The organism is Sporolactobacillus shoreae (genome assembly GCF_004684935.1).
GTDB lineage: Bacteria > Bacillota > Bacilli > Bacillales > Sporolactobacillaceae > Sporolactobacillus > Sporolactobacillus shoreae.
In genome coordinates this window covers 1-20,720 of the sequence record NZ_SRJD01000010.1, presented here as the reverse complement: position 1 = coordinate 20,720, position 20,720 = coordinate 1, and the positions used below count along the sequence as shown (strand labels likewise).

Below are 20,720 nucleotides of genomic sequence, written 5' to 3'. Positions count from 1 at the left end.
TGAATGTGAACATTCTGTGGTACGGTTACAAGCAGGCGCCAAGATATCTCACTTTGTTTGTCGAATATCAGCCGATTGGTGTTCCGTACCTAAAAACCTTCCCGCCATTCATTCAGCGGGAAGGTTTTTTACGGTTACAACTTTTTGATTGGTCAGATAGACACCCAAGATGACGAGCAAACCACCGATGATCTGCGGCAGGGTAATCGGTTTACCGAGCACGAGGCTGATCACCGCGGTAAAGACGGTCAACAGGTTCAAAAAAATGCCGGCGCGGCTTGCGCCCACTTCACGGATGGCGCTGTTCCAGAAGACGAAGGAACATACTGACGGGAACAGCGCGATGTAAAGGATGCCCGCCGTTGCCTCAGTGCTGAGCCGAAAAGTAAATCCGGATGTGATGAAGAACGGCAGCAGGACAATCAGCCCAAGCGTCGCCGACACGGCGGTGGCGGCAATTGGAGGAATCTGCTTCATTTTTTTGCCGATCATTGTGTAGAATGTCCAAATGGTGATCGCCAGCAGCATCAACAGATCTCCAAGATTATAACGGGTGACGAAAATCTGGAGCAGATGCCCATGTGTCAGCACGAGCAGAACACCGACGAGTGAAACCGCGAGTCCGGTGCTGTTCAGCCAGGACAACTTTTCTTTCAGCAGCCAGACAGCGAAGACGGCGATCATCGCCGGATTAATCGAGTTGACCAGTGCCGCATTCAGAGAACTGGTGAATCTCAGTGCCTCGTATAGCACAATGTTATAGCCAACGATCCCGAGTATGGAAAGCACTAGAAGCATCTTCCACTCCTTCCAGACACTTTTCCAATCGGGTTTTTCGATCCACTGCGCCAGCGGAAACAATAAGAGAACAGCGATCAGCCAACGGATGAATGTCATCTGGACCGGTGTCATTTCCGCTACCACATATTTACCAAACACATAGTTTCCTGCCCAAAACAAATTGGCGAGCACAAGAAAACTCAACGCGTGATACCTTTTCATCCTCCCAAATCCCCTTTATCTGTCTCTGTAAAAAAACGCCCTATGTATCCGCCCGAACCCGGCCGGTTACTGCCTCTCCCTTGAGACGCGGACGTATTTATCTTCAGGGATATTTTCCAGGAACGGTGTGCCATCGCCGGAATTGAGCAGCACCAGTTCATGCATGGCACGTGTACAGGCCGTGTAGAAAATGGTCCGCTCATTTTCACGGTGGTAGTTCTCAGCGGAGGCATCATAAATGATCGCCGCGTCGAACTCGATACCTTTAGCCAGGTAGGCAGGAATCACGATAAAGCCCTTGCCGAATTGGTAAGTCGCCTGTGTGATCAGCTTGACCTCTGTTTTGCCTCTTAATTCATTATATGCTTCACGGCACTCTCTCATTGTCTTTCCAATCACAGCGAAGGTTTCAAATCCGGATGCTTTAAAAGCCTCGACTTTTTCCAGAATTGCCGCTGCTTTGTGTCCTTCCGGCACATCTACCCATTCCGGAAGCCTGCCACTGCGTTCAAACGGTTCAATCTGGTCGCCGCCTGGAACGAGCCGGCGCGCGAATTCCATGATTTCTTTCGTCGAGCGGTAGCTGCGCAGCAGTGTCAATTTCCGCACTTCGTCCGAATTGTAGAGCTTTTCCGAAAGCATCGTGTCGCCCGCAAAACTCTGCGCATAAATCGCCTGGTTCATGTCTCCAAGAATAGTCATCCGGCAACGTGGAAACGCCGCCTGCAGATAGGCAAGCTGAATCGGCGAATAATCCTGTGCCTCATCAATAATCAGGTGGCGGATTTCCTGATTGCCCTTTCTCCCCTGGATTTTTTCCTTCAGATAAAGATAGGGAACGGCATCCTCCCACGGGCAGTCACCCTCTTCGAACCGCATCCTTGTCGCCATGCAAATGGCCTGCCAGTCGTCCGGAACCGGCACATCCCCGTGATCTTTATAAAAAAGTTCGCCATAAACCTTCTGACTGTTGATGAATTCCAGCTGCTTGACGCTGCGCCGAATCGGCTTGATCCGACGGTTCATGACCATCTTCCGCAACATCAGCTCCTCGCGGTCGTAATCGTCGAACGTGTCTTCGCTGAACTGTTTTTTCTCCTGCAATTTTTCAAAAATCGCCGCGTATTCTGAATGGTCAAGAAGCTCGGCCTCTTCAAGCACCCAGTCTTTCCGGCGTTCTTTTTTCACGAAGGCGTTGATCCGGCGAAGCAGCCAGTCGCGTACTTCCTCCAATCGGAGGAGAATGGCAGTTTCATGCGGCAGCGCATAAAAATACCGTTTAATCTCATTCCCGGAAACAATGATCCTGTCGCGGAACATGACATCACGAAACATCATTCCACTGTCCTTCAGCTGCTCGAGCCAGAGATCAATCAGATTTTTGAAAATCGGAGATGCCTTGAATTGAATGCCCTCAGTACGGATCCGGAAAGCCTCGCGATCCTTCATCGTCAGGCAATTTTCTGTCTGATCGAAGGGATTCTCCATCTGCAGATCACGGCCGATTCGTTCTTCAATAAAATCCTTGAATGTCGTCTGAATCACATTCTCTTCACCAAGCTCTGGAAGGACCGACGAAATGAAACTGGAAAAAAGCGGATTGGGCGAAAAGAGCAGCATGTTGTCCGATCTAAGCGTTTTTCTGAAACGGTAAAGGAGGAAAGCCACACGCTGCAGAGCCGCCGACGTTTTTCCGCTGCCCGCCGCCCCCTGAACGATCAGATAGCGGTCTGTTTCGTTGCGGATGATCTGATTCTGTTCCTTCTGAATTGTAGCCACAATGCTTTTCATATGTGAGGAAGCCCGTCCGCCGAGCATCACCTGGAGCAGCGAGTCGCCGATTGTCAGGCCGGTATCGAACATGCCGTCAATCTTGCCGTTATGGATGATGAACTGCCGCTTCAGTTTCATGATTCCCTTGATTTCGCCGTCGATGGAGTCATATTTGGCGGGACCGGGCGCATAGTCATAGTACATACTGGAAATCGGCGCACGCCAGTCATACACCAGAAAATCTTCATTTCGCGTGTCCATCAGCGAGCCTATACCGATATAAAGCGGCTCGGTCTTTGCCTCACCTTCTTCCTGAAAATCGATCCGTCCGAAATAGGGTGAATCAAGAAGGCGGTACAACGTTTTCAGTTGCCGGGTCATCTGCCCGTGACGTCGCTCGCGCTCGGATAGGAGTTCGGCTTGCTGCTTGATGCTCGCCTGCGTTTCATAAACATCATCTGTTTCATCCAAGTTGACAGTTACGTCTTCCCAGAAGTTCTTCCGTAGGTCAACGATCCCCTTGGTGACCGATTCTTTGCTGCCGGTGATCCCCGATATTTTCCCGCCGACCACGTCCAGAATCTCATTGACCCTATTCTGTTCCTTTTTACGTTCTTCCTGTCCCAAATTTTCTGCACCTCTTGTTCCTCTCAAAATCTTTCTCAGGGCTATTCGATCAGGTATTATTTTTTTGTTGACATTTCAATAATTTTGTGATACATTTAAATTTGGCATTTTTTTATACTTTAATATGCCTCTATTGAGTTTTAACTATATCACGATTAAATTGAAACTTCAATATTCGGGTGTTACGGCTCAGGATAGGCCGGTGATGTCCGTCATACATCATTTTTATAGAAAAGATTCATTTTACAGTTTGCATCATTCAGGTTAATCTTAATATATTCCCGAAATCCAGAAGATCCAAAAAAAGGCGTCAGCGAACGGACAGGTTGAAGATGTTTTAAGACGTCAAGCAACCGCTTACATGTTTTCCCTGCATTTTTTACTGCGGTCTTTGATGCGGGCTTCTCAATTTGCGCATATAATAGAACTACAGATGTTTTGAAGGACAGGTATTCGAGCGACAGAAAGGGGTGCGCCAGATGAAAATGATAAGCAGTCTTCAGGATCTTAGAAATACTCAGACAGATGTCGAGAAATTCAAGGCTGGCTTTCCTAATACGTATTACCGCCTGCTTCATCTTGTGAATTTTACCCGCCAGCTCCAGTTTAAATATGAGTATTTGTGCGGCCTGATGCTTGACGATGATTCATATGCCAGCCATTTCGCCCCTCATTTTGTCCAGCGTTCCATTATTGATTTGTATAAAAGTGAAATTGAAAAAATTCACAAGCACCCTGAGGGCCTTGAGGCGCTTAAGCAACTGATAGACACCCATAAGGAAATCGGCTACGAAAACTTCTGCCTGCTTATCCGTGGTAAAACACCGGAAGAAATCAAAGGCGTGTATTCAAATAACCGGATACTCAACTGAGTGTCCGGACCCAAGCGTTTCCCCGTCAGGCTAGGCTATGGCGGGGAGACTTTTTATTTTTCAAAAGGCTATGTTTTAATTCAATGTTGTTTTGGCCCCTCCGTTGATTGGAGCGAAAAACAACAAACAAGTTTAACGAAACCTTTCAAAATAAAGCGGATAGTGGAGGGAGCAGCCAGGATTAAATTCAGCACCGCAATTCGGGCAGCGGAAATCCGAGGAGAGATACTCATTGATCGTCAATTCGTGGCCGCACGCACCACAAAGAATCGCTTTTTCATCAAATTCAGTGCGCGGCCATGGCTCAGCTTGGTGATCCGCAAGCTTCTGGTGGCACTCATAGCATGAGTAATAGGTGCCGCAGCATCGGAACTTAATCGCGATGATATCGCGGGCCGTATGGTAATGGGCGCAGCGCGTTTCAGAGTCAACATGGATGCCGCAGACACGGGGACGCTTAGTCACAGTCAATCACCTCACATTCTATTTTAACTTCAAATAAGAAGAAGGCAAAAGCCGTCTGAGCTATTGCCTTCTTTTTTTATATTTTAGGGCCATTGGGTTCAACCCAGGGTGATTTCATCCGTATGAATGTTTGGCTGCCGCCACATCTCTAGCCATTTTTTGATCGCTGTCACCATAATCACAAGGCCAAGCGCCAGCATGATAAGTGAGAGCGTTGCATTAAGAATGCTGAAACCGGCGACATTAACTGTCACATACAGATAGGCGAGCGGAATCAGGCAGGTCAGCATATATCGCTTTTTTACAGCAATTTTAAGAACAAATGTAGCGCCAACCGTCAGCCCGATGGCAGCCATCAGCTGATTGGAGACGCCGAACAAAACCCAAATCGAGCTAATATCGCCTGAATAGAGGAGATAACCCCAGAAAAAGCAGGCAAGCGCGCTGGCGAAAATCGATCCCGGAAGCCAGTCCGGCCGCTTCAATGGTGCATAAATATCACCGAAAAAATCCTGAATCAGGTAGCGCGCCACTCGCGTGCCCGCGTCAACCGCAGTGAGAATAAACACCGCTTCAAAAAGAATCACAAACTGGAAAAAGTACGGAGCCAGGCTGCTGAACCATTGAATGCTTGTGAAGATAAATGTCATTCCGACCGCGAGCGTCACAGCGCCTCCCGGGCGCCCCTGCAACGCGAGCCCAATTTCATTATTCAGATGCGGCAGATCCACAACGTTCATTCCGAGCGTCTGAAAAACTGCGGGCAGAGAATTAATGGCGAAGTAGTCCGCCGGATGCAGGGCTGTCGCGGCAATCAGTGCCATGACACCAACAAGACATTCCACAAGCATCGCACCGAACCCGACCATTTTAATGTCCGTCCATCGATCAAGCATTTTCGGAGTCGTTCCCGAGCTGATAAAAGCGTGAAATCCGGAAATCGCCCCGCAGGCAATCGTGATTGAGATAAATGGCCAGACCGGGCCACCGATAACCGGGCCGCCCCCACCCGTGAATTGCGTCAGCGCAGGCATCCGGACAAGTGGATTGATCATGAATACGCCGATAATCAGTGCGGCAAAAACACCGATTTTCATAAAAGAGCTGAGATAATCCCGTGGCGTAAGCAGAAGCCAGACCGGAAGAGCCGCGGCAAAAAACGCATAGACAGGCAGCAGGATCGCAAGCGTCTTGGTATCCAGTGTCAGAAAATGACCGAGCGCCGTATGCTGGATATACGGCCCGGTAAATACCGCCAGTATGATCAGTAGAAAACCAATGATCGACGCGGTTTTTAAGTGACCGGTTTTTCGATAATAAAGGCCGACCGCCATTGCGATCGGAATGGTCATGAGTACAGTGAAAGTACCCCACGGATTATTGGTTAGCGCGTTGAGCACGACCATGGACAGGCCGGCCATTGTAATCGTGATGATGAACAGCATAGCCAGTCCCGTACAAAATCCAGCTACGGGCCCCATTTCCTTTTTGGCGACTTCAGAAAGCGATTTTCCCTGGTGACGCATGGACGCGTACAGTACAACCATGTCATGTACGGCACCTCCTATGACTGCGCCGATGAGCAGCCAGAGTAGCCCCGGCAGATAGCCGAACTGAGCCGCCAGAACCGGACCGACAAGCGGCCCTGCCGCGGCGATCGCGGCGAAATGATGTCCGAATACCACCCAGCGGTTGGTCGGTACGTAATCTTTGCCGTCGGCCAATTCATGGGCAGGTGTCGCCGTATGATTATTCAACCGCAGAACCTTGTTCGCCATAAAAACGCCGTAAAAACGATACGTAAGGGCCAGGATACACATTGATCCGATCACAATAGTAATGGCATTCATCTCTTCGATTCCCTCTTTTCTCATAGTGAATGAGTGCTAATCAAAAAAAGAAACGATTATATAACAATTATTTTATGTTATATAACAACTTTTTTATAAAAATGGCTTGTTAAACTTTCCTGCTGCTTTTCGTTCTATGTGATCGCTTTCCGCAGGAGATCCTCGCTCCAATCAACAAAGTTGAAAAATCAACATTGAGCTTTAACATAGCCAAAAAAATAAAAGTTTTCTCCCGAACATCTGAGACATATGTCACATATATCATTTTATAATGTAATCGTTTACATATGCGCATTTTCAAATTTATTATTTGTGCTATTATGGATATAAGTTCTCGCCGTGCAGTCCTTGACGGCGCATAGAGGTGTCCGTTATGGCAAGCATAGGTTTTGTTTTAGGCGATATTGTTTTTCCAGTATTCATGTTTTATTTTTTGCCGCCGCTTCTGGGTATTGCCGCTGCGGCCAACCTGTTTATTGACGCGCTTGTATTCTTTATCGCCCTGCGTTTTCTGAACATTAAATTGAAGAACAGGTTCGGCATCCTTCTCGGTCTCTGGGCGATCGGCCTGGCAACCGACTTCGCCGGAGCATTTCTGCTGCATCTTCCACTCAATAGCCACAACTCATCAATCAGCCAGTTGATTGATTATTATACCATTTACAACTCACCATTCACGGTCATCCTAATCCTCGTGACCGTTCTGATCTCAGCGCTGATGATTTACTGGCTGGACCGGGTAATGCTGAAAAAAAGGATTCCACTCAACCAGGCCAAACGGATCGCGCTAATCTTTGCCGTTGTCACCGCGCCATATGCTTTTCTGATTCCGATCAGCTGGTTTGGCCGCTATTAATTCGGGAATAGTTCAATTCTTTTTTTCGATCTGTTCGTCTGTAAAAAGTTACTTGATGATGTCATGCAGTTCGGCGTGCGCGGCTTTCGCCAAATCAGGCACTGAAAGAATGACCTGCACCCCTTTTTTCCCGCCACTGACAACAATGTGGTCAATGGATTCCGCTGAGGCGTCAATGACCGTCGGATAAGCTTTTTTCATACCGACCGGCGAACAGCCGCCACGAACATAGCCCGTGTGCTTCTGAATATCCTTAACATGGATCATTTCCACCCTTTTTTCCCCGACACTGGCCGCTGCCTTCTTCAGGTCGAGCTCTTCAGCCACAGGAACGACAAATACATAAAATTCCCCGCTGTGCCCTTGAGTCACAAGCGTTTTATAGACATTTTTCGGATTCTCGCCCACTTTTTCAGCGACTGAGACCCCATCGATCAGTCCGTCGCTGATTTCATAAGTCTGCATCCTATACTGAATTTTTTCCGTGTCAAGAATGCGCATGGCATTCGTTTTGACCTTTGATTTTGCCATATGAGTTTCTCCCTTTTCCTTACGCGTCTATCCCTATCATAGCACAGCGTCCGCACGTTTAAGAAGGACAGCTCCAGGCCGAAAAAAAGTGCCCGCTTCCGAAGCGGACACCCTGAAACAATTATTTTCTTCTATTATATATCTCTATTTAAACAACAGTCCGGTAAAAATCCGTTCATCGTTCATCCATCCTGTTTTTGTTTCTTTCTCTAATATATATGACGGACTGCTGTTTTTTCTGTTTTATCGATAATATTTATAATGACATGAAGCAGATTATTGAACTTCCAGGCGCAGGTCGTTCTGTTTGACCCAACCGGCCACTTTGATCACGTGATAGAGGACAAGCGTGATCACGCCCGGAATGATGACACCGGCAACTACGAAGACGAGTAATCCTCTGACACCCTGATTTGCCAGTATGTTCAGCGGAGCAATCAGTGAGCTGAGTCCAAGCCCGCCAAGTTCATAAGGTACTTTAAATCCAAGAAGCATCGTCGCAATCGGCGCACTGACAACAGCCGCAACGAATGGCGGGATGATCAGCTTCGGATTTTTGACCAGGTTCGGGAACTGTACTTTCGGAGTGACAAGTGCCTGCGCGAAGAATCCGCCAAAATCATTTTCTTTGTAAGACATAACAGTGAAACCAACGAACTGAACCGTGCAACCGATCAGCGCCGCAGCTGCGGATGTCGGATCCAGCTGAAGGGCGATGGCAAGCGCAGCGGAAGACGCAGGCGACATCAGGAAAATGCTCCAGACAAGTGCAATGACCATGGAAGCGATCAGTGGAGAGCCCTGAACAGAATTAGTGATCTGGCCGCTGACCCAGTTAAGCGATGGGGTAACGACAAGTGCCAGGCCATAGCCGCAGATGCCGCCGACGAGTACAGAGAAGAAAGGAATAGCCATGATATCAAATTTCGTTTTTCCAGTAATTTTCTTACCCACATAGACAGCGATCACTGCCGCAAGCACACCACTGACCGGCTGTCCGGTTGTAATGTGAAAATCCTGAACCGGTCCGACCATGGTCAGCTTGATCGCATTGGCCCCTACCGACGAACAGGCCATAGCCGCAAACATAGTCAATGTATTGCTCTTCAGTGCGTAGGCAACGCCGGCGCCCAGGGCTGGCGCAAGGAGGACCTTCGCCGCGCCTCCAATGGTTTCAAATGGCATAAATCCAGTGAACTTGGCAAGTGTTTCAAAAAGCAATCCGACACCAAGTGTAACCAGAATAGCGTACGCGATACCACCGGATACGGCATACATTCGATCCATAAAATATTCCTTAAAGCTCTGCTTCTTTTCGTTTTTCCTGCCTTGATTCTCCGTTTTCTTTGCTTCTTCCATCTCGTTCCGCTCCCTAATAATTTTATATTTTGAAAAAATTCAATCTAAGGTGGTTTCACCTAACAGCCAGATTGTCTATTTATACTGCTTCATTCCTTCTGCCAGTACAAATTGTTAAAACAATAGCTGAAAAACCCAATAAAAAACCCATCCGTTTGTTACCGGACAGGCGCTTTTTTCGTGATTGCCTGAGCGCCTGATCCTTAAAGATGATAAGCCGGACTCAAACAATGCCATTTTGGTTGAATGGTTATGTTTCAGTCCTTCATGTGCGCAAGCGCAAAATAATTCGAATCAAGCCTTTCACTCGTATGCTGTTCACGACCTGAGCCATTATTCTCACTTCCTTGAAAATTTGTTTTTTGTGGTTGACATTGATAGTATCAGAGTTTGTTTCACTTGTAAATAGCTATTTTCATTTTTTCTTTAAAATTTTCTGTAAAATGCATTTTGTTCAATTTTTGCCCTATTTAAGGCATTTTTCCGATCTGAGATTTGCTTTTTTTGTCATATTTTCTGACATATCAGACTGAATTATTTTTATTTTGACACATTGTGATTACCGGTCACCCAGAATCGCCAGGGACGGAAACGCGCCTCCCCTGTGTTTTCGATCCCGATTCGTGGCCCGGAGGAGATGTCTTCAGGAGAATATCCGGACGAAATAAAGAGTGGCCGTTCTGTGAATTTCTTTCCGTAATCCTCCATCGTAATGCCCAGGGCCTCAGTTAATTTTCCCGGACCGTTCGTCCACTCGCCCCGTTTTCTGCCTGCCCTGCGCTCTCCGATCAGGTCCAGTCCTTCAAGTGGATCCAGCGCCCGTATTAGGATCGCTTCCGGTACTTCCACGGCTCCACTGACAACGTTGACCAGGGTGTGCCGGTGCATGACAAAGGTATAGACACGGCCCGGTTCCGCAAACATCACTTCCGTCCGCCTGGTTCGGCGGTTTCCGAAGCTGTGGGCTGCCCGATCTCCCGCGCCCATGTATGCCTCGGTTTCCACGATGTACCCCGCCGCTATTCCCTCTGGTGTTTCATGGATAAGCAGACAGCCGAGGAGAGATTGGGCCAATTCCAGAGTCGGCTGGTAGTAAAATTCGATGGGCAGCGGCCGATGATTCATTTTCATTATTTTTCTCATGCCTTTCAAAGAGACTGTGAAACAAACGGTGTCTGTACTCAGGCACCGCTTGTTTATGGCACAGGAAAATTTTAATCCATTTTCCTGAGTTCCGATATATTTCCCTGAGTTCTGATAAATTGACTCAAGTTCCAATATCACTTGTCGCTGTGAATCTCCCCTTGCTTCATGAGGGTTTGTCCATCGATGGTCACATCAGGGTGTTTGAAGACGCAGTCAATATGGACGCCGGCTTCAACTGTCCCGCCGAAGGTCAGATTGCTGCCAAACGCGATATGTACCGTACCATATACTTTTTCATCCTCCAGAACATTACCGGTGATTCTTGCCCAGCGGTTCGTGCCGATTCCAAATTCGGCGACAGACCGGCCCTTTCCATCGCCCAAGATCTGAAGCAGACGCTCTGCACCTTCACCTTCCGCGCCGATGAGCCGACCGTTTTCCACGGACAGCAGCAATTCCGAGCCAAGCCGCCCGACGCCGACAACCGAACCGTCGACGAGAATTTCACCTGAGGCAGTGCCTTCAACCGGTGCGATAAAGGCTTCTCCGGACGGCAGGTTACCTGATTCCCCAGGGTTTCTATAAACACCTGTGCTCGGAATTCCTTTTCGGCCGTCAATGGAAAAAGTGAGGCGATGCCCTTCTTTCTCGATCGTCGCCTGGCGGCCGCGGTCGAGCAACCCGGTTACCTGACCGGTCAGTGCCCTGACTTCATCATAGTCCGCTGTAATCGCCCCTTTGAGGAACATGTCCTCCGTAATACCCGGCATGGTCGCCAGTCTCGTACCCCCAGCAACCGCTGCCTTTCGTGCTTTAGTATGTGTCAGTGAATACTGGGTGATGCACACGGCCGCGTCAGCTTCCGCCAGAGCTACTGCAATGGCCCGCGGCGGTTCCTCGCCCGAACGTTTCCGTTCCTTCATCACCATCATCATGGATTCGGCGCCTAGCGCCTGTCCGGCCTTATACAGCGGCTCCGCCAGACCCTTTTCCAGGTCATCTGTTACAACGAGAAATGTCTCGCCCGCTTTCAGTCCGAGACATTTCTTCAAAATGCCTTCACATACTTCAGTCAAATCCATCTATATCATCCTCAAATCTGAAATTTTCCAATCAGCCGCGGGCCGCCATGATACGGTCGTAGGCGCTCTTGATTTCTGCCACTTTGATATTAGCCTGTCTGATCGCTTCCTCGGAGGCCCCGTGGCTTATGAGGCGGTCCGGGTGGTTTTCTTTAATCTGGGCACGGTATGTCTTTTTGATCTCATCATTGCTATCCGATTGCCGGCAGCCCAGCAGGCGGTAGCACAATTCAAGATCCGTATGCACCTCTTCCGGCCTTGTCCGGTCGAAGAATTCGGCTTTGATCGTTTCATAGACTCCGTCCAGGCCGAAAATTTCCGCAGCCCGGCGGACCAAGGCTTCCTCTTCAGGACGCAGGACGCCGTCCGCCTCGGCGACGGACAGAAGCGCAGTCAGAGTATCCGTCAGAACATCCCGCTGCCATCCGGTAGTCCCGGCAAGATTACGGGCGATCTCTTCAAAGGTTTCCGATGAATAGCGTGCCTCGTTGAAAATTTCCATAATCTGATGGAGTTGTTCCCGATCCGGTTGAAAGGCCTGCCGGATAATCCGGTCAACCTGGCGGACTTCATTTTCTGTGACTACCCCGTCCCGTTTTGCCAGTTTGGCAAACAATTTGACGATCCATTCAACCTGCGGCAGCAGATAATCCCCGCTGTTTGAGTGGACCGTACCGTCTCCACTATATATAAATGTACGGCCGCACTCAGGGCAGATCCAGCTTCCAGGGATGTCATCAATGACGACGCTGCTTCCGCAATATGGGCATGTTTTCGAAACCCTTTTATGATAGTCCGTATGTGAATTGAAAACCCTCATGCGAGGGAAAATCCGCCTGCTTCCCGCCACGGGAAGAATGGCGATAACAATCAACGAAGCCCACACAAAAGTAAACCCGAAGATAAACCAAAGAAACGGGTTTCTTCTCTTGATGAGCGCGACACCCGCCGATACGAGTCCCCACAAAAGTCTTGGCAGAATATCTCTAAGAAACAAGCAGGCCCCTTCTTTCAATACATTCTCCGGAAACGCCATTACTTAATTATATAGCAGAACATTCGTTGCTGCATGCGCGAACCTGCCAACGTTCTGGACATTTATTCAGCGGACAGTCGCCGTTTCCCGGATCTGTAAAAAGACAGGCTCAGCAAAAGCGCCGGAACGCTGACACCGATTAATACCCAGGTCAATGTGAAAAGATGCCCCGGGGTGATGCTTGTCCCGAAAATCATACCAAGCACCGCGGATGAAACAATCGAGCCGATATAGCGGCAGGTTTGAAAAAGTCCGGATGAGATGCCGACCGACTCCTTCGGTGAGGCGTCAAGCATCGCCGACTGGAGTGCCACATTCCCGATACCGTAGCCCGCGCCCATGACAACCAGAAAAATACCGATCGTCCATAACGACTGATCCGCAGATACAAGAAACAGCATGAATGCACCGACCGCTGTTGCCGCGGCGCTAATGCGGATCGGCGTTCCCGTTCCGACCCGGTCAATCCAGCGGCCGGCGAGCAGCGAAACGGCGACGCTGGCCATTGACATGAACAGCATCATCGCTCCGCTGACCCGCACACTGAAATGCAGGGCACTCTGAAAATACGCCGGCATGCCATAAAAGAGGCAATAGTTCGCCACATTCATCAGGATAAAAAGAAGATAAACCAGTGAGAGCGCGTGATTTTTCCCCAAGAGGCGAAGATCGACAAAGGGCTTTTCCGTTCTCCATTCGTGCCATGCAAAGAGGACAAAACTCAACAGACCAATAGCCATGGCCCCAAAGTGGACTTTTTCTTCAAGCGTCAGCAGGAACCACAGCATGAAGATCATTCCGAGTGAGAACAAAATCACGCCGGGCAAATCCAGTCCGCGAACGATTGATCTGAAATCCGCGCCGACTTTTTTCACATCTTTCGGGATGACCAGCCAGCCCAAAGTAAAACTCACCAGAATAAATGGGAGATTGACATAAAAAATGCTCTGCCACCCGCCCAAAACAATCAGGAATCCTCCGACAGTAGGGCCGAAAGCGGTCATTACCGAAGCGCAGATTGCCAGAACTGCCAGCGAGGAAGCCTGCTTATTATGTGTGACATTCCCCTGCACAAGCGCGACGCCGGAGGGATAAACCGCGCTGCTTCCGACAGCCTGCAGGATCCGCATCAGGAGCAGGAAAAGGAAAGCCGGAGCGAGCGGTGCGCCTAGGGCCGCCACTGCGGCAATGACCAGACCGATCATGAAGATTCTTTTCCTGCCGGCCAGGTCGCCGATTTTCCCTGTCAGCGGCTGCCCGACGGCGCTGGCCAGATAGAAACCGGAAACGAGCCATGAAACAGTCGCAAAGGAAAGCCGGTAATCATTCTGGATACTGTGCAGGGCAAGCGCGATCATTGATGAGTTAAGGGGATTCAGGATGGTACCGCTGCAGATCGCCGCCAGAAAAGCCGTGTGGCTTTTTTTCAACCGGATCATTGGTTCGTCTGCCCGATCAGATCCGCTGCCCGCCGTACTCTCCCGAGCTGGGGAAACACGAAACGAACGGAAGCCCGGTGCTCTTCTTCAGAGTGTGCCTTCATCGCGTCCTCGACAAAAATTTGATTGTACCCGAACTGATAAGCTTCCCGGGCCGTACTCTCCACTCCCCTGTTGGTCGAGATGCCGCACAGCACGATGGTATCCATGCCCCGGCGCCTCAGCTGAAGATCGAGATCCGTCCCGAAAAACGCGCCCCACTGGCGCTTGGTGAGGCGGTAATCCGATTTCCGGATATCGAGACGCGGATCGAGTTCAGCCCAGTCATCAGGTGTTTTCTGAGATAAAGCTGGCTTATCGGTGATCGGCTTCAGCATATCCTTCCCGTCATGGAAGGCAACATTAACGAAAACAATAAATCCCTGGTTTTGATGAAACAGTTCGACCAGTTCTGTGGCCTTTTCAACAACTTCACCGCCTCCGTGCGATGCAACGATCCCTTTCTGCAAATCGATCAGAACCAAAGCGGTTTTTTTAAAATCAATGTTCATTTTCTCCATGGTAGATCTCCCTTCAGTGCAAACGGTGTCTGCTCTCTATTTTTCTGTTCAGCCTAGCCAGATGGTCGGCAAAGACCGCTTTTTCTTCTTCGCTCCAACCGGCGAGCAGGCTGTCATAAACCATCAATCGTTCTTTTTTTAGTTTAACGACAGACCGCTTCCCTGCATCAGTAATAAAAATCTGATTCACTCGTCCGTCGTGCTCCCCGATCCTCCGTTCCACGAGGTGCCTGTTTTCCAGCGCTTTGATCTGGCGGCTGACCGTTGAAACATCAAGCTGGAAATGGTCGGCCAGTTCACGTACGGCCAGAGGACTGGTTTGCTGCAGCAAATTCAAAATTAGATAGCCCGACCGAAAGAGGTTGTTTTCAGCGCCATCCAGTGTTTTCTTAAAATCGGCCCGCCGAAGCAGCATGACCACTTCATGCTCAATCTGTTCCAGTGCAGGATCGCGGTTTAAATCTTTCATGAGTGCCCCCCGTTTCGCAAACAAGTTGTATTATACAACTAAAATAACTTTACCTGCAATTTTATGAAAAACTGATATTCGACACACGTGTTCCGATATTCGACAAAAAAGTTCTGATTTTCGACAGATAAGTTCCGATAAATCCGCACGAAAAGGCGCGCAGCTCCCTGCGCGCCTTTCATAATTGATGATCGCTTATTTTTTCTCCGCTTTTTTCACGAAGGACATATCGACGAGTTTGCTGTATTGATAACCTTGGGTATAGATGCCAGTTTTCTTGACGACGTCCAGTGGCTTAGCAACGGCTGCCGGGGAAATATAACCGTCCTTGCTCCAGAGCTGGTCTTTATAGGCGCGGTTCATCGAAGCTTTCAGGCTCGCATCCGACGCGGTCGGGAATTCCTTTTTCAGAACTTTATAAGCCTCTGCCTTATTTTCATTTACCAATTTAAGCCCTTTGAGCATCGCATTGACTACTTTCTGCACGGTCTCCGGATCTTTTTTGATCGTCGATTCCTTTGTGCTGATGACTGAATAAGCATAATCACCGAGGCTTGGAAATCCGTAAAAAGGTTCACCCCAAGCTCCTTTTTTAATTCCTTCATTGATCTGAGGCTCGGCGCCGTTCGCCAGATCGTCCTTGCCTTGTGCGACCAGCGAAACAACCGCCGTCGCATCCGCTGGTTCATCCAGCTTAACATCCTTATTCGGGTTCAGACCAACCTTCAGCAGCAGCCAGCGTGTGAGCAGGTCCGGGCTGCCGCCATAGCGCCCGGCCGCAATGGATTTACCTTTCAGAAATGCGGCAAGATTTTGGTCACTGGTACCCTTCGGCTTCAGATTCTTACCAGCCATTAAATAAACATTGGCGCGGTTCACCACGTTGACAACTGAAGTGATCGGATCCTTGCTGCCCTTATTGGCGATCTGGACGGAGTCTGGTCCGCCGATGACGCCCCAGGCGTCACCGCTGACAACGGACGTGACATGCGCGCCGCCGGTTGCCGTAATCACTTTGACATTCAGTCCCTCATCTTTGAAGTAGCCTTTATCAATCGCCACATAAAGCGGCAGATAAGCAATCAGATGCACCGGCTCGGCAATCACAATGTCCTTGACTGGTTTCTTCCCACTGTTTGATCCGCAGCCTGACAGGACCAGCGCCGCCGCGAGCATCAGAGCCAGTGCCCATTTCATTTTTTTCATTTTGTTGCCTCCACTCATGATTTTGGTGTTCTCCCTCTCATCAGCAGACGTTCCAGCCATACCGTTCCGAGATACATGACTATGGATAATGCCGAAAGCACAACCACTCCGACCCAGACCAGATCAATATTGAGAATTTGCCCGGCATAGAGAATCATCCGGCCAATTCCCTGCCGCGAACTGATAAATTCACCGACGATGGTTCCCGCCAACGCCAGGGATATATTAATTTTTAAACTGCTGACCATCCATGGCACCGATGAAGGGATCACGACCTTAAAAAAAACATGGTGCCGTTTTGCTCCGAGCGAGAGCAGCATTTTTTCCAGATCCCGGTCAACATTCTTTACGCCGCTGTAGGCCGCAATGGATGCGACAATCACCGTCATTAGGAATGCGAGAATTACTTTCGAATCGAAGCCGATCCCGAACATAATGACCAGAACCGGAGCCAGTGCGAGCTTCGGTACTGCATTAAAAGCAATCAGATAAGGCTCGGTGATCCTTGAGTAGAGATCCGACCACCAGAAGGAAAGACCGAGCGCCGACCCGACCACGGTGCCTAGGATAAAACCACTAATCGTCGCGCCCGAGGTGTAGGCAAGATCCTGAAGAAGTGTGCCTTCCGTGATCGCTACCCAGCCAGTGCGGACAATCGTGCTCGGACTACTCCAGTAATAGCTGTCCAGCCATCCGATCCAGGTCAGAAATTCCCAGAGAAAAATAATAAGCAGACCGACAATCATTTGCCCGACAAAGGCCCGGCGCCGTATTTTTGCTTGCTCCCTGTCCCGATCCTCGATCACCGGACCAGAGGCGTCCCGTACCGATTTTTCCGCCATTTCATCACGCCCTTTCAGGGAATGCCTCGGCAAGCCCTTCTGTTATCCGGAAGGTTCGCGCTCCTCCCGCAGCATCAGCAGGAGTTCCCGCTTAAGATGCAGAAAGCGATCTTCCATCAACGTTTTTTCATCGCGCGGCCGCGGCAGCCCGACGTCAATTTTCGCTTTAATCCGGCCCGGCCGAGGGGTAAAAACATAGATTTCATCAGACAAATAGATGGCTTCATCGATATCGTGCGTGACAAACAAAACCGTTTTCTGAAAATCACTCCAGATCTGAAGCAGCCAGTTCTGCATTTGCAGGCGGGTCTGCGCGTCAAGCGCCCCGAAAGGTTCGTCAAGCAGAATGACATCCTTGTCGTCAAGAAGTGTCCGGATCAATCCCGCCCGCTGGCGCATGCCTCCGGAAAGTGCGTCCGGATGGTCCTGTTCAAACCCTTTCAGGCCGTACTTTTGGAGCATCGGTAGAGCACGCTCGCGGGCCTTTTTTTTCGGGACGCCCCGTATTTCAAGCCCGATGATGACATTGTCGAGAATCGTCCGCCAGGGGAGGAGCAGGTCTTTCTGAAGCATATAGCCGACATGGCCGCTCTCGCCTGTAATATCTCTTCCGTCCAGTCGCACCCTGCCTTCCGAGGGCTTCGAGAGGCCGGCAATAATATTAAAAAGTGTCGATTTTCCGCAACCACTCGGGCCAATGATACTGACAAACCGGCCGCCCCGAGCAACCATATCGGCCTCCTTGAGTACGCACATCGGCTCACCATTTTTCTTATAATATTTGCTGCAGTGCTCGATACTCAGCTCACTCATCTTTTGGCCACATCCTTCTGCAATTGACTTCCCCCACCGGCCTCCTGTGTAAAAAATGGGCTATGCTAATGATATATGCAATGGGCTTCTGCCGTGACACACGAAAGAAATCAGGTGAACGCTTCCGTATTAAAGGCAGGGCTGAGGAACGATTTAACAATAGTGTGATTTTTGCGGAAAAAGTGTGCATTAAGTGATACGCTAGGTTCAAATAGGATGATCGAAGGTGATTCTGATCGAAACAGCAAGGGAATGTATTCTGTCTATGAAGGATCTCAGCATGAACTATGGAGACGGGCTGGTCCTGAAGGCTATTAATCTCGAAGTTTACCGCGGCCAGATCGTCGGCTACATCGGACCGAACGGCGCCGGTAAAAGCACGACCGTCCGAATTATTCTCGGTCTTCAGGAAGGTTATTTCGGTGAAGTCCGGCTGTTCGGTGAAGATATCCGGACGAGCGGCGTTTCCTACAAGAAACGCATCGGCTATGTGCCGGAAACCGCGGAGGTCTATGATACTCTGACTGCGCGCGAGTACCTAACTTTCTCTGGAGAATGTTACGGTATGGAAGAAGAGCGCGCGGAACGCAAAGCACGCCTGCTGATGGAACAGTTCGGCCTCGCCCATGCCATGGATGCCAGACTGTCTTCTTTCTCCAAAGGCATGCGGCAGAAGGTCCTGATCATTTCCAGCCTGCTGCACAACCCTGATCTGCTTTTTTTCGATGAGCCGCTGAGCGGTCTGGACGCAAACAGTGTCCTCGTCTTCAAGGAAATCCTCGCCCGACTTTCCGAACAAGGAAAAACGGTCTTCTACTCGTCGCACATCATGGACGTTGTTGAAAAGATCAGCCACCGCATCGTCCTTCTTTCGGACGGCTATATTGCCGCTGATGGAAGCTTTGACGAACTGAAAGAACAAAACAAAGAAGGCACACTGGAAGAGATCTTCAATCAGCTGACGGGATTTCATGAACATGAGAAAATTGCCCGAGATTTTGTTTCCATTGTTGAAGAGGTGTAATGATGGAGGAACCGCAACTGATTAAATTTGTCGATCTGTTTCAACGGTTCTTTGAGCGTCTGGGTGTTGACTACGCTATGATGCGTCAAATTTTAATTGTAAAACTGACAATGGATGCCAGACGTGCCCCTGTCGTTCTGAGTGGAAGACGGAATAAGAAGCAAAAAGAAGGTAATTTGTTTCTAAAATCACTCTGGTTGTATGCGCTGACCGGTCTCTTTCTCATACCTTTCACTCTGATCGGCCGGAATTATCTTTTCCAGATGAGCCTGGTTTTCGGCGTGATTATGTTCATGGTAATGATGTCGATGACCGCCGACTTTTCCTCGGTGCTTCTGGACACGCGTGACAAGGCTATTTTGCACACCAAACCGATTGAACCGAAAACGCTTGGCGCGGCGAAAGCTGTGCATGTCTGTCTGTACCTTTTCCTGCTCACGGGCTGTCTCGCCGCTCCAGCGGCCCTAACCGGCCTGATCCACAGCGGGCCCCTGTTTCTTGTCTTGTTTCTCCCGGAGCTTGTCTTGATGGATCTTTTTGTCATAGTCATTACCGCTCTCGTCTATCTGCTGATTCTGAAATTTTTTGACGGAGAACGGCTGAAGGACGCCATTAATTATGTACAGATTCTTCTTAGCTTTTCCATTGCCATCGGCTACCAGCTGCTGGTACGGATTTTTGATGTAACCGGTACAGACATCGTCCTGCATCCTGCGTGGTGGCAGTTGTTCCTGCCTCCCCTGTGGTTCAGTTCGCCCTTCGAATGGCTTCTTGGCCGCAACGGCAATCCTGAAGTCATCGCTTTTTCCACCCTCGGTCTTGTTCTGCCGCTCCTCGCTGTTCTGATTTACAGCAGATACAGCGCGACCTTTGAAAGTGCTCTATCCAAGCTGTCTGACCGCAGCGGGGAAAACCGGTCCAACCATGGAAAATGGGCTGACCGTATCGCGCGAATCGTTTGTTTTCAGCACGAAGAACGGCTCTTTTTCCGTTTCGCGGCGCTGAACATGAAAAACGACCGACCATTTAAGTTGAAAGTCTACCCGATGCTCGGCATTTCACTGGTTTTTCCGTTTATTTTTATATTCACCTCTCTGCAGGGTGAGTCCTGGCAGGCCATCGGCAGGGGAAAAGGCTACTATTTTCTCTATTTCAGCCTGTCCATGATCCCGACTGCCATCTCTATGCTGAAATTCTCCAGTGCTTACAAAGGGTCCTGGATTTTCAGTGCAGCGCCGTTTGAGCATCGGACACGTATTTTCTCCGGCGTTCTGAAAGCCTTCCTTGTTCGATTGTTTTTACCGGTATATCTGATCCTTTCTTTTCTGTTCCTTCTCATCTTTAAATGGGCTATTCTTCCCGATCTGGTTGTGGTCTTCCTAACCGCGTGCCTGTATAGTGCCCTCTGCTACAAAGGCATCAATGGGGAAGGCACCCTGCCTTTTTCACAACCTTTTGAAACTGTTCAAGAGGGAGGCAACATCCATGCCCTGCTATTCATGGCTGCCGTCCTACCGTTTCTTGGCGTGCATGCGCTCATCGGATGGCTTCTTCCCGGTGATGGTCTATGGCTCTACGCCCTGATCCTTCTCGCGGGAAATTTTGTCGTCTGGAGAAAAGCTTTCCGGTGAACTGCTCATTCGTATGAGTAAAATATTTGTAGGCAAATTACCTTCCTGTCCATACCGTTAACGGCAATTGCCGTTAACGGTATGGACAGGGCACCAAGCGGGAGCGCGGTAGGTAAGTGAGCATTTTCCATGAAAAA

General features: G+C 49.5%; 19 protein-coding genes. 4 read left to right on the top strand and 15 right to left on the bottom strand.

Features of this window, described 5'->3' with window-relative positions:
* Nucleotides 1-108 precede the first annotated feature (108 nt).
* A complete protein-coding gene (locus E4665_RS09730) occupies nucleotides 109-1,002 on the bottom strand; it encodes a DMT family transporter (RefSeq protein ID WP_135348609.1) in 894 nt (297 codons plus the stop codon).
* Between the two features lie 66 nt (nucleotides 1,003-1,068).
* Nucleotides 1,069-3,402: an RNA polymerase recycling motor HelD gene (gene helD, locus E4665_RS09725; protein ID WP_135348608.1), complete on the bottom strand. Its 2,334-nt coding sequence runs from the start codon at nucleotides 3,400-3,402 to the stop codon at nucleotides 1,069-1,071.
* A gap of 479 nt (nucleotides 3,403-3,881) precedes the next feature.
* Here helD and E4665_RS09720 point away from each other — a divergent pair, with 479 nt between their 5' ends.
* Complete coding sequence (locus E4665_RS09720; protein WP_135348607.1) at nucleotides 3,882-4,274, top strand: hypothetical protein; 393 nt, start codon at nucleotides 3,882-3,884, stop codon at nucleotides 4,272-4,274.
* Between the two features lie 132 nt (nucleotides 4,275-4,406).
* Here the strand turns inward: E4665_RS09720 and E4665_RS09715 are convergent, their stop codons facing one another.
* Entirely contained in the window at nucleotides 4,407-4,739 is a 333-nt protein-coding gene (locus E4665_RS09715; RefSeq protein WP_135348606.1) for a CHY zinc finger protein, read from the bottom strand.
* A 98-nt stretch (nucleotides 4,740-4,837) separates the two neighbouring features.
* Nucleotides 4,838-6,589 (bottom strand): carbon starvation CstA family protein, encoded by a 1,752-nt coding sequence (locus tag E4665_RS09710; RefSeq protein WP_135348605.1) that lies wholly within the window; start codon nucleotides 6,587-6,589, stop codon nucleotides 4,838-4,840.
* A gap of 373 nt (nucleotides 6,590-6,962) precedes the next feature.
* Here E4665_RS09710 and E4665_RS09705 point away from each other — a divergent pair, with 373 nt between their 5' ends.
* Entirely contained in the window at nucleotides 6,963-7,445 is a 483-nt protein-coding gene (locus E4665_RS09705) for a hypothetical protein (RefSeq protein ID WP_135348604.1), read from the top strand.
* A gap of 48 nt (nucleotides 7,446-7,493) precedes the next feature.
* On the opposite strand, the gene ybaK is transcribed toward E4665_RS09705, so the two are convergent.
* The 11 genes from ybaK to E4665_RS09650 all read right to left on the bottom strand — a co-directional run bounded on the left by ybaK (nucleotide 7,494) and on the right by E4665_RS09650 (nucleotide 17,928).
* A complete protein-coding gene (ybaK, locus tag E4665_RS09700) occupies nucleotides 7,494-7,976 on the bottom strand; it encodes a Cys-tRNA(Pro) deacylase (protein WP_135348603.1) in 483 nt (160 codons plus the stop codon).
* A 276-nt stretch (nucleotides 7,977-8,252) separates the two neighbouring features.
* A complete protein-coding gene (locus E4665_RS09695; protein ID WP_135348602.1) occupies nucleotides 8,253-9,335 on the bottom strand; it encodes a PTS sugar transporter subunit IIC in 1,083 nt (360 codons plus the stop codon).
* 540 nt (nucleotides 9,336-9,875) lie between these two features.
* A complete protein-coding gene (locus E4665_RS09690) occupies nucleotides 9,876-10,466 on the bottom strand; it encodes a DNA-3-methyladenine glycosylase (RefSeq protein WP_135348601.1) in 591 nt (196 codons plus the stop codon).
* Nucleotides 10,467-10,615: 149 nt separating this feature from the next.
* Entirely contained in the window at nucleotides 10,616-11,563 is a 948-nt protein-coding gene (locus E4665_RS09685; protein ID WP_135348600.1) for an aminopeptidase, read from the bottom strand.
* Between the two features lie 31 nt (nucleotides 11,564-11,594).
* Nucleotides 11,595-12,560 carry a TerB family tellurite resistance protein gene (locus E4665_RS09680; protein ID WP_241654791.1) on the bottom strand — a complete coding sequence of 322 codons (966 nt, stop codon included), beginning with the start codon at nucleotides 12,558-12,560 and terminating at the stop codon, nucleotides 11,595-11,597.
* A 101-nt stretch (nucleotides 12,561-12,661) separates the two neighbouring features.
* On the bottom strand, nucleotides 12,662-14,038 hold the full coding sequence (locus tag E4665_RS09675; RefSeq protein ID WP_135348598.1) for an MFS transporter: 1,377 nt from the start codon (nucleotides 14,036-14,038) through the stop codon (nucleotides 12,662-12,664).
* Entirely contained in the window at nucleotides 14,035-14,598 is a 564-nt protein-coding gene (locus E4665_RS09670) for an isochorismatase family protein (protein ID WP_135348597.1), read from the bottom strand. The genes E4665_RS09675 and E4665_RS09670 overlap by 4 nt, the downstream gene beginning before the upstream one ends.
* Nucleotides 14,599-14,611: 13 nt before the next feature.
* Nucleotides 14,612-15,067 carry a MarR family winged helix-turn-helix transcriptional regulator gene (locus tag E4665_RS09665; RefSeq protein WP_135348596.1) on the bottom strand — a complete coding sequence of 152 codons (456 nt, stop codon included), beginning with the start codon at nucleotides 15,065-15,067 and terminating at the stop codon, nucleotides 14,612-14,614.
* 195 nt (nucleotides 15,068-15,262) lie between these two features.
* Complete coding sequence (locus tag E4665_RS09660) at nucleotides 15,263-16,273, bottom strand: ABC transporter substrate-binding protein (RefSeq protein ID WP_135348595.1); 1,011 nt, start codon at nucleotides 16,271-16,273, stop codon at nucleotides 15,263-15,265.
* Between the two features lie 14 nt (nucleotides 16,274-16,287).
* The gene (locus E4665_RS09655) at nucleotides 16,288-17,115 is read right to left on the bottom strand and encodes an ABC transporter permease (protein WP_135348594.1); all 828 of its coding nucleotides are present in this window, start codon (nucleotides 17,113-17,115) and stop codon (nucleotides 16,288-16,290) included.
* Between the two features lie 42 nt (nucleotides 17,116-17,157).
* On the bottom strand, nucleotides 17,158-17,928 hold the full coding sequence (locus E4665_RS09650) for an ABC transporter ATP-binding protein (RefSeq protein WP_135348593.1): 771 nt from the start codon (nucleotides 17,926-17,928) through the stop codon (nucleotides 17,158-17,160).
* 235 nt (nucleotides 17,929-18,163) lie between these two features.
* Between E4665_RS09650 and E4665_RS09645 the strand changes: the two genes are divergently transcribed.
* Both E4665_RS09645 and E4665_RS09640 read left to right on the top strand, forming a co-directional pair.
* Nucleotides 18,164-18,952 (top strand): ABC transporter ATP-binding protein, encoded by a 789-nt coding sequence (locus E4665_RS09645; RefSeq protein WP_241654799.1) that lies wholly within the window; start codon nucleotides 18,164-18,166, stop codon nucleotides 18,950-18,952.
* A gap of 2 nt (nucleotides 18,953-18,954) precedes the next feature.
* Nucleotides 18,955-20,583, top strand: coding sequence for a hypothetical protein (locus tag E4665_RS09640; protein ID WP_135348592.1), 1,629 nt, complete (start codon nucleotides 18,955-18,957; stop codon nucleotides 20,581-20,583).
* Nucleotides 20,584-20,720: the final 137 nt, after the last annotated feature.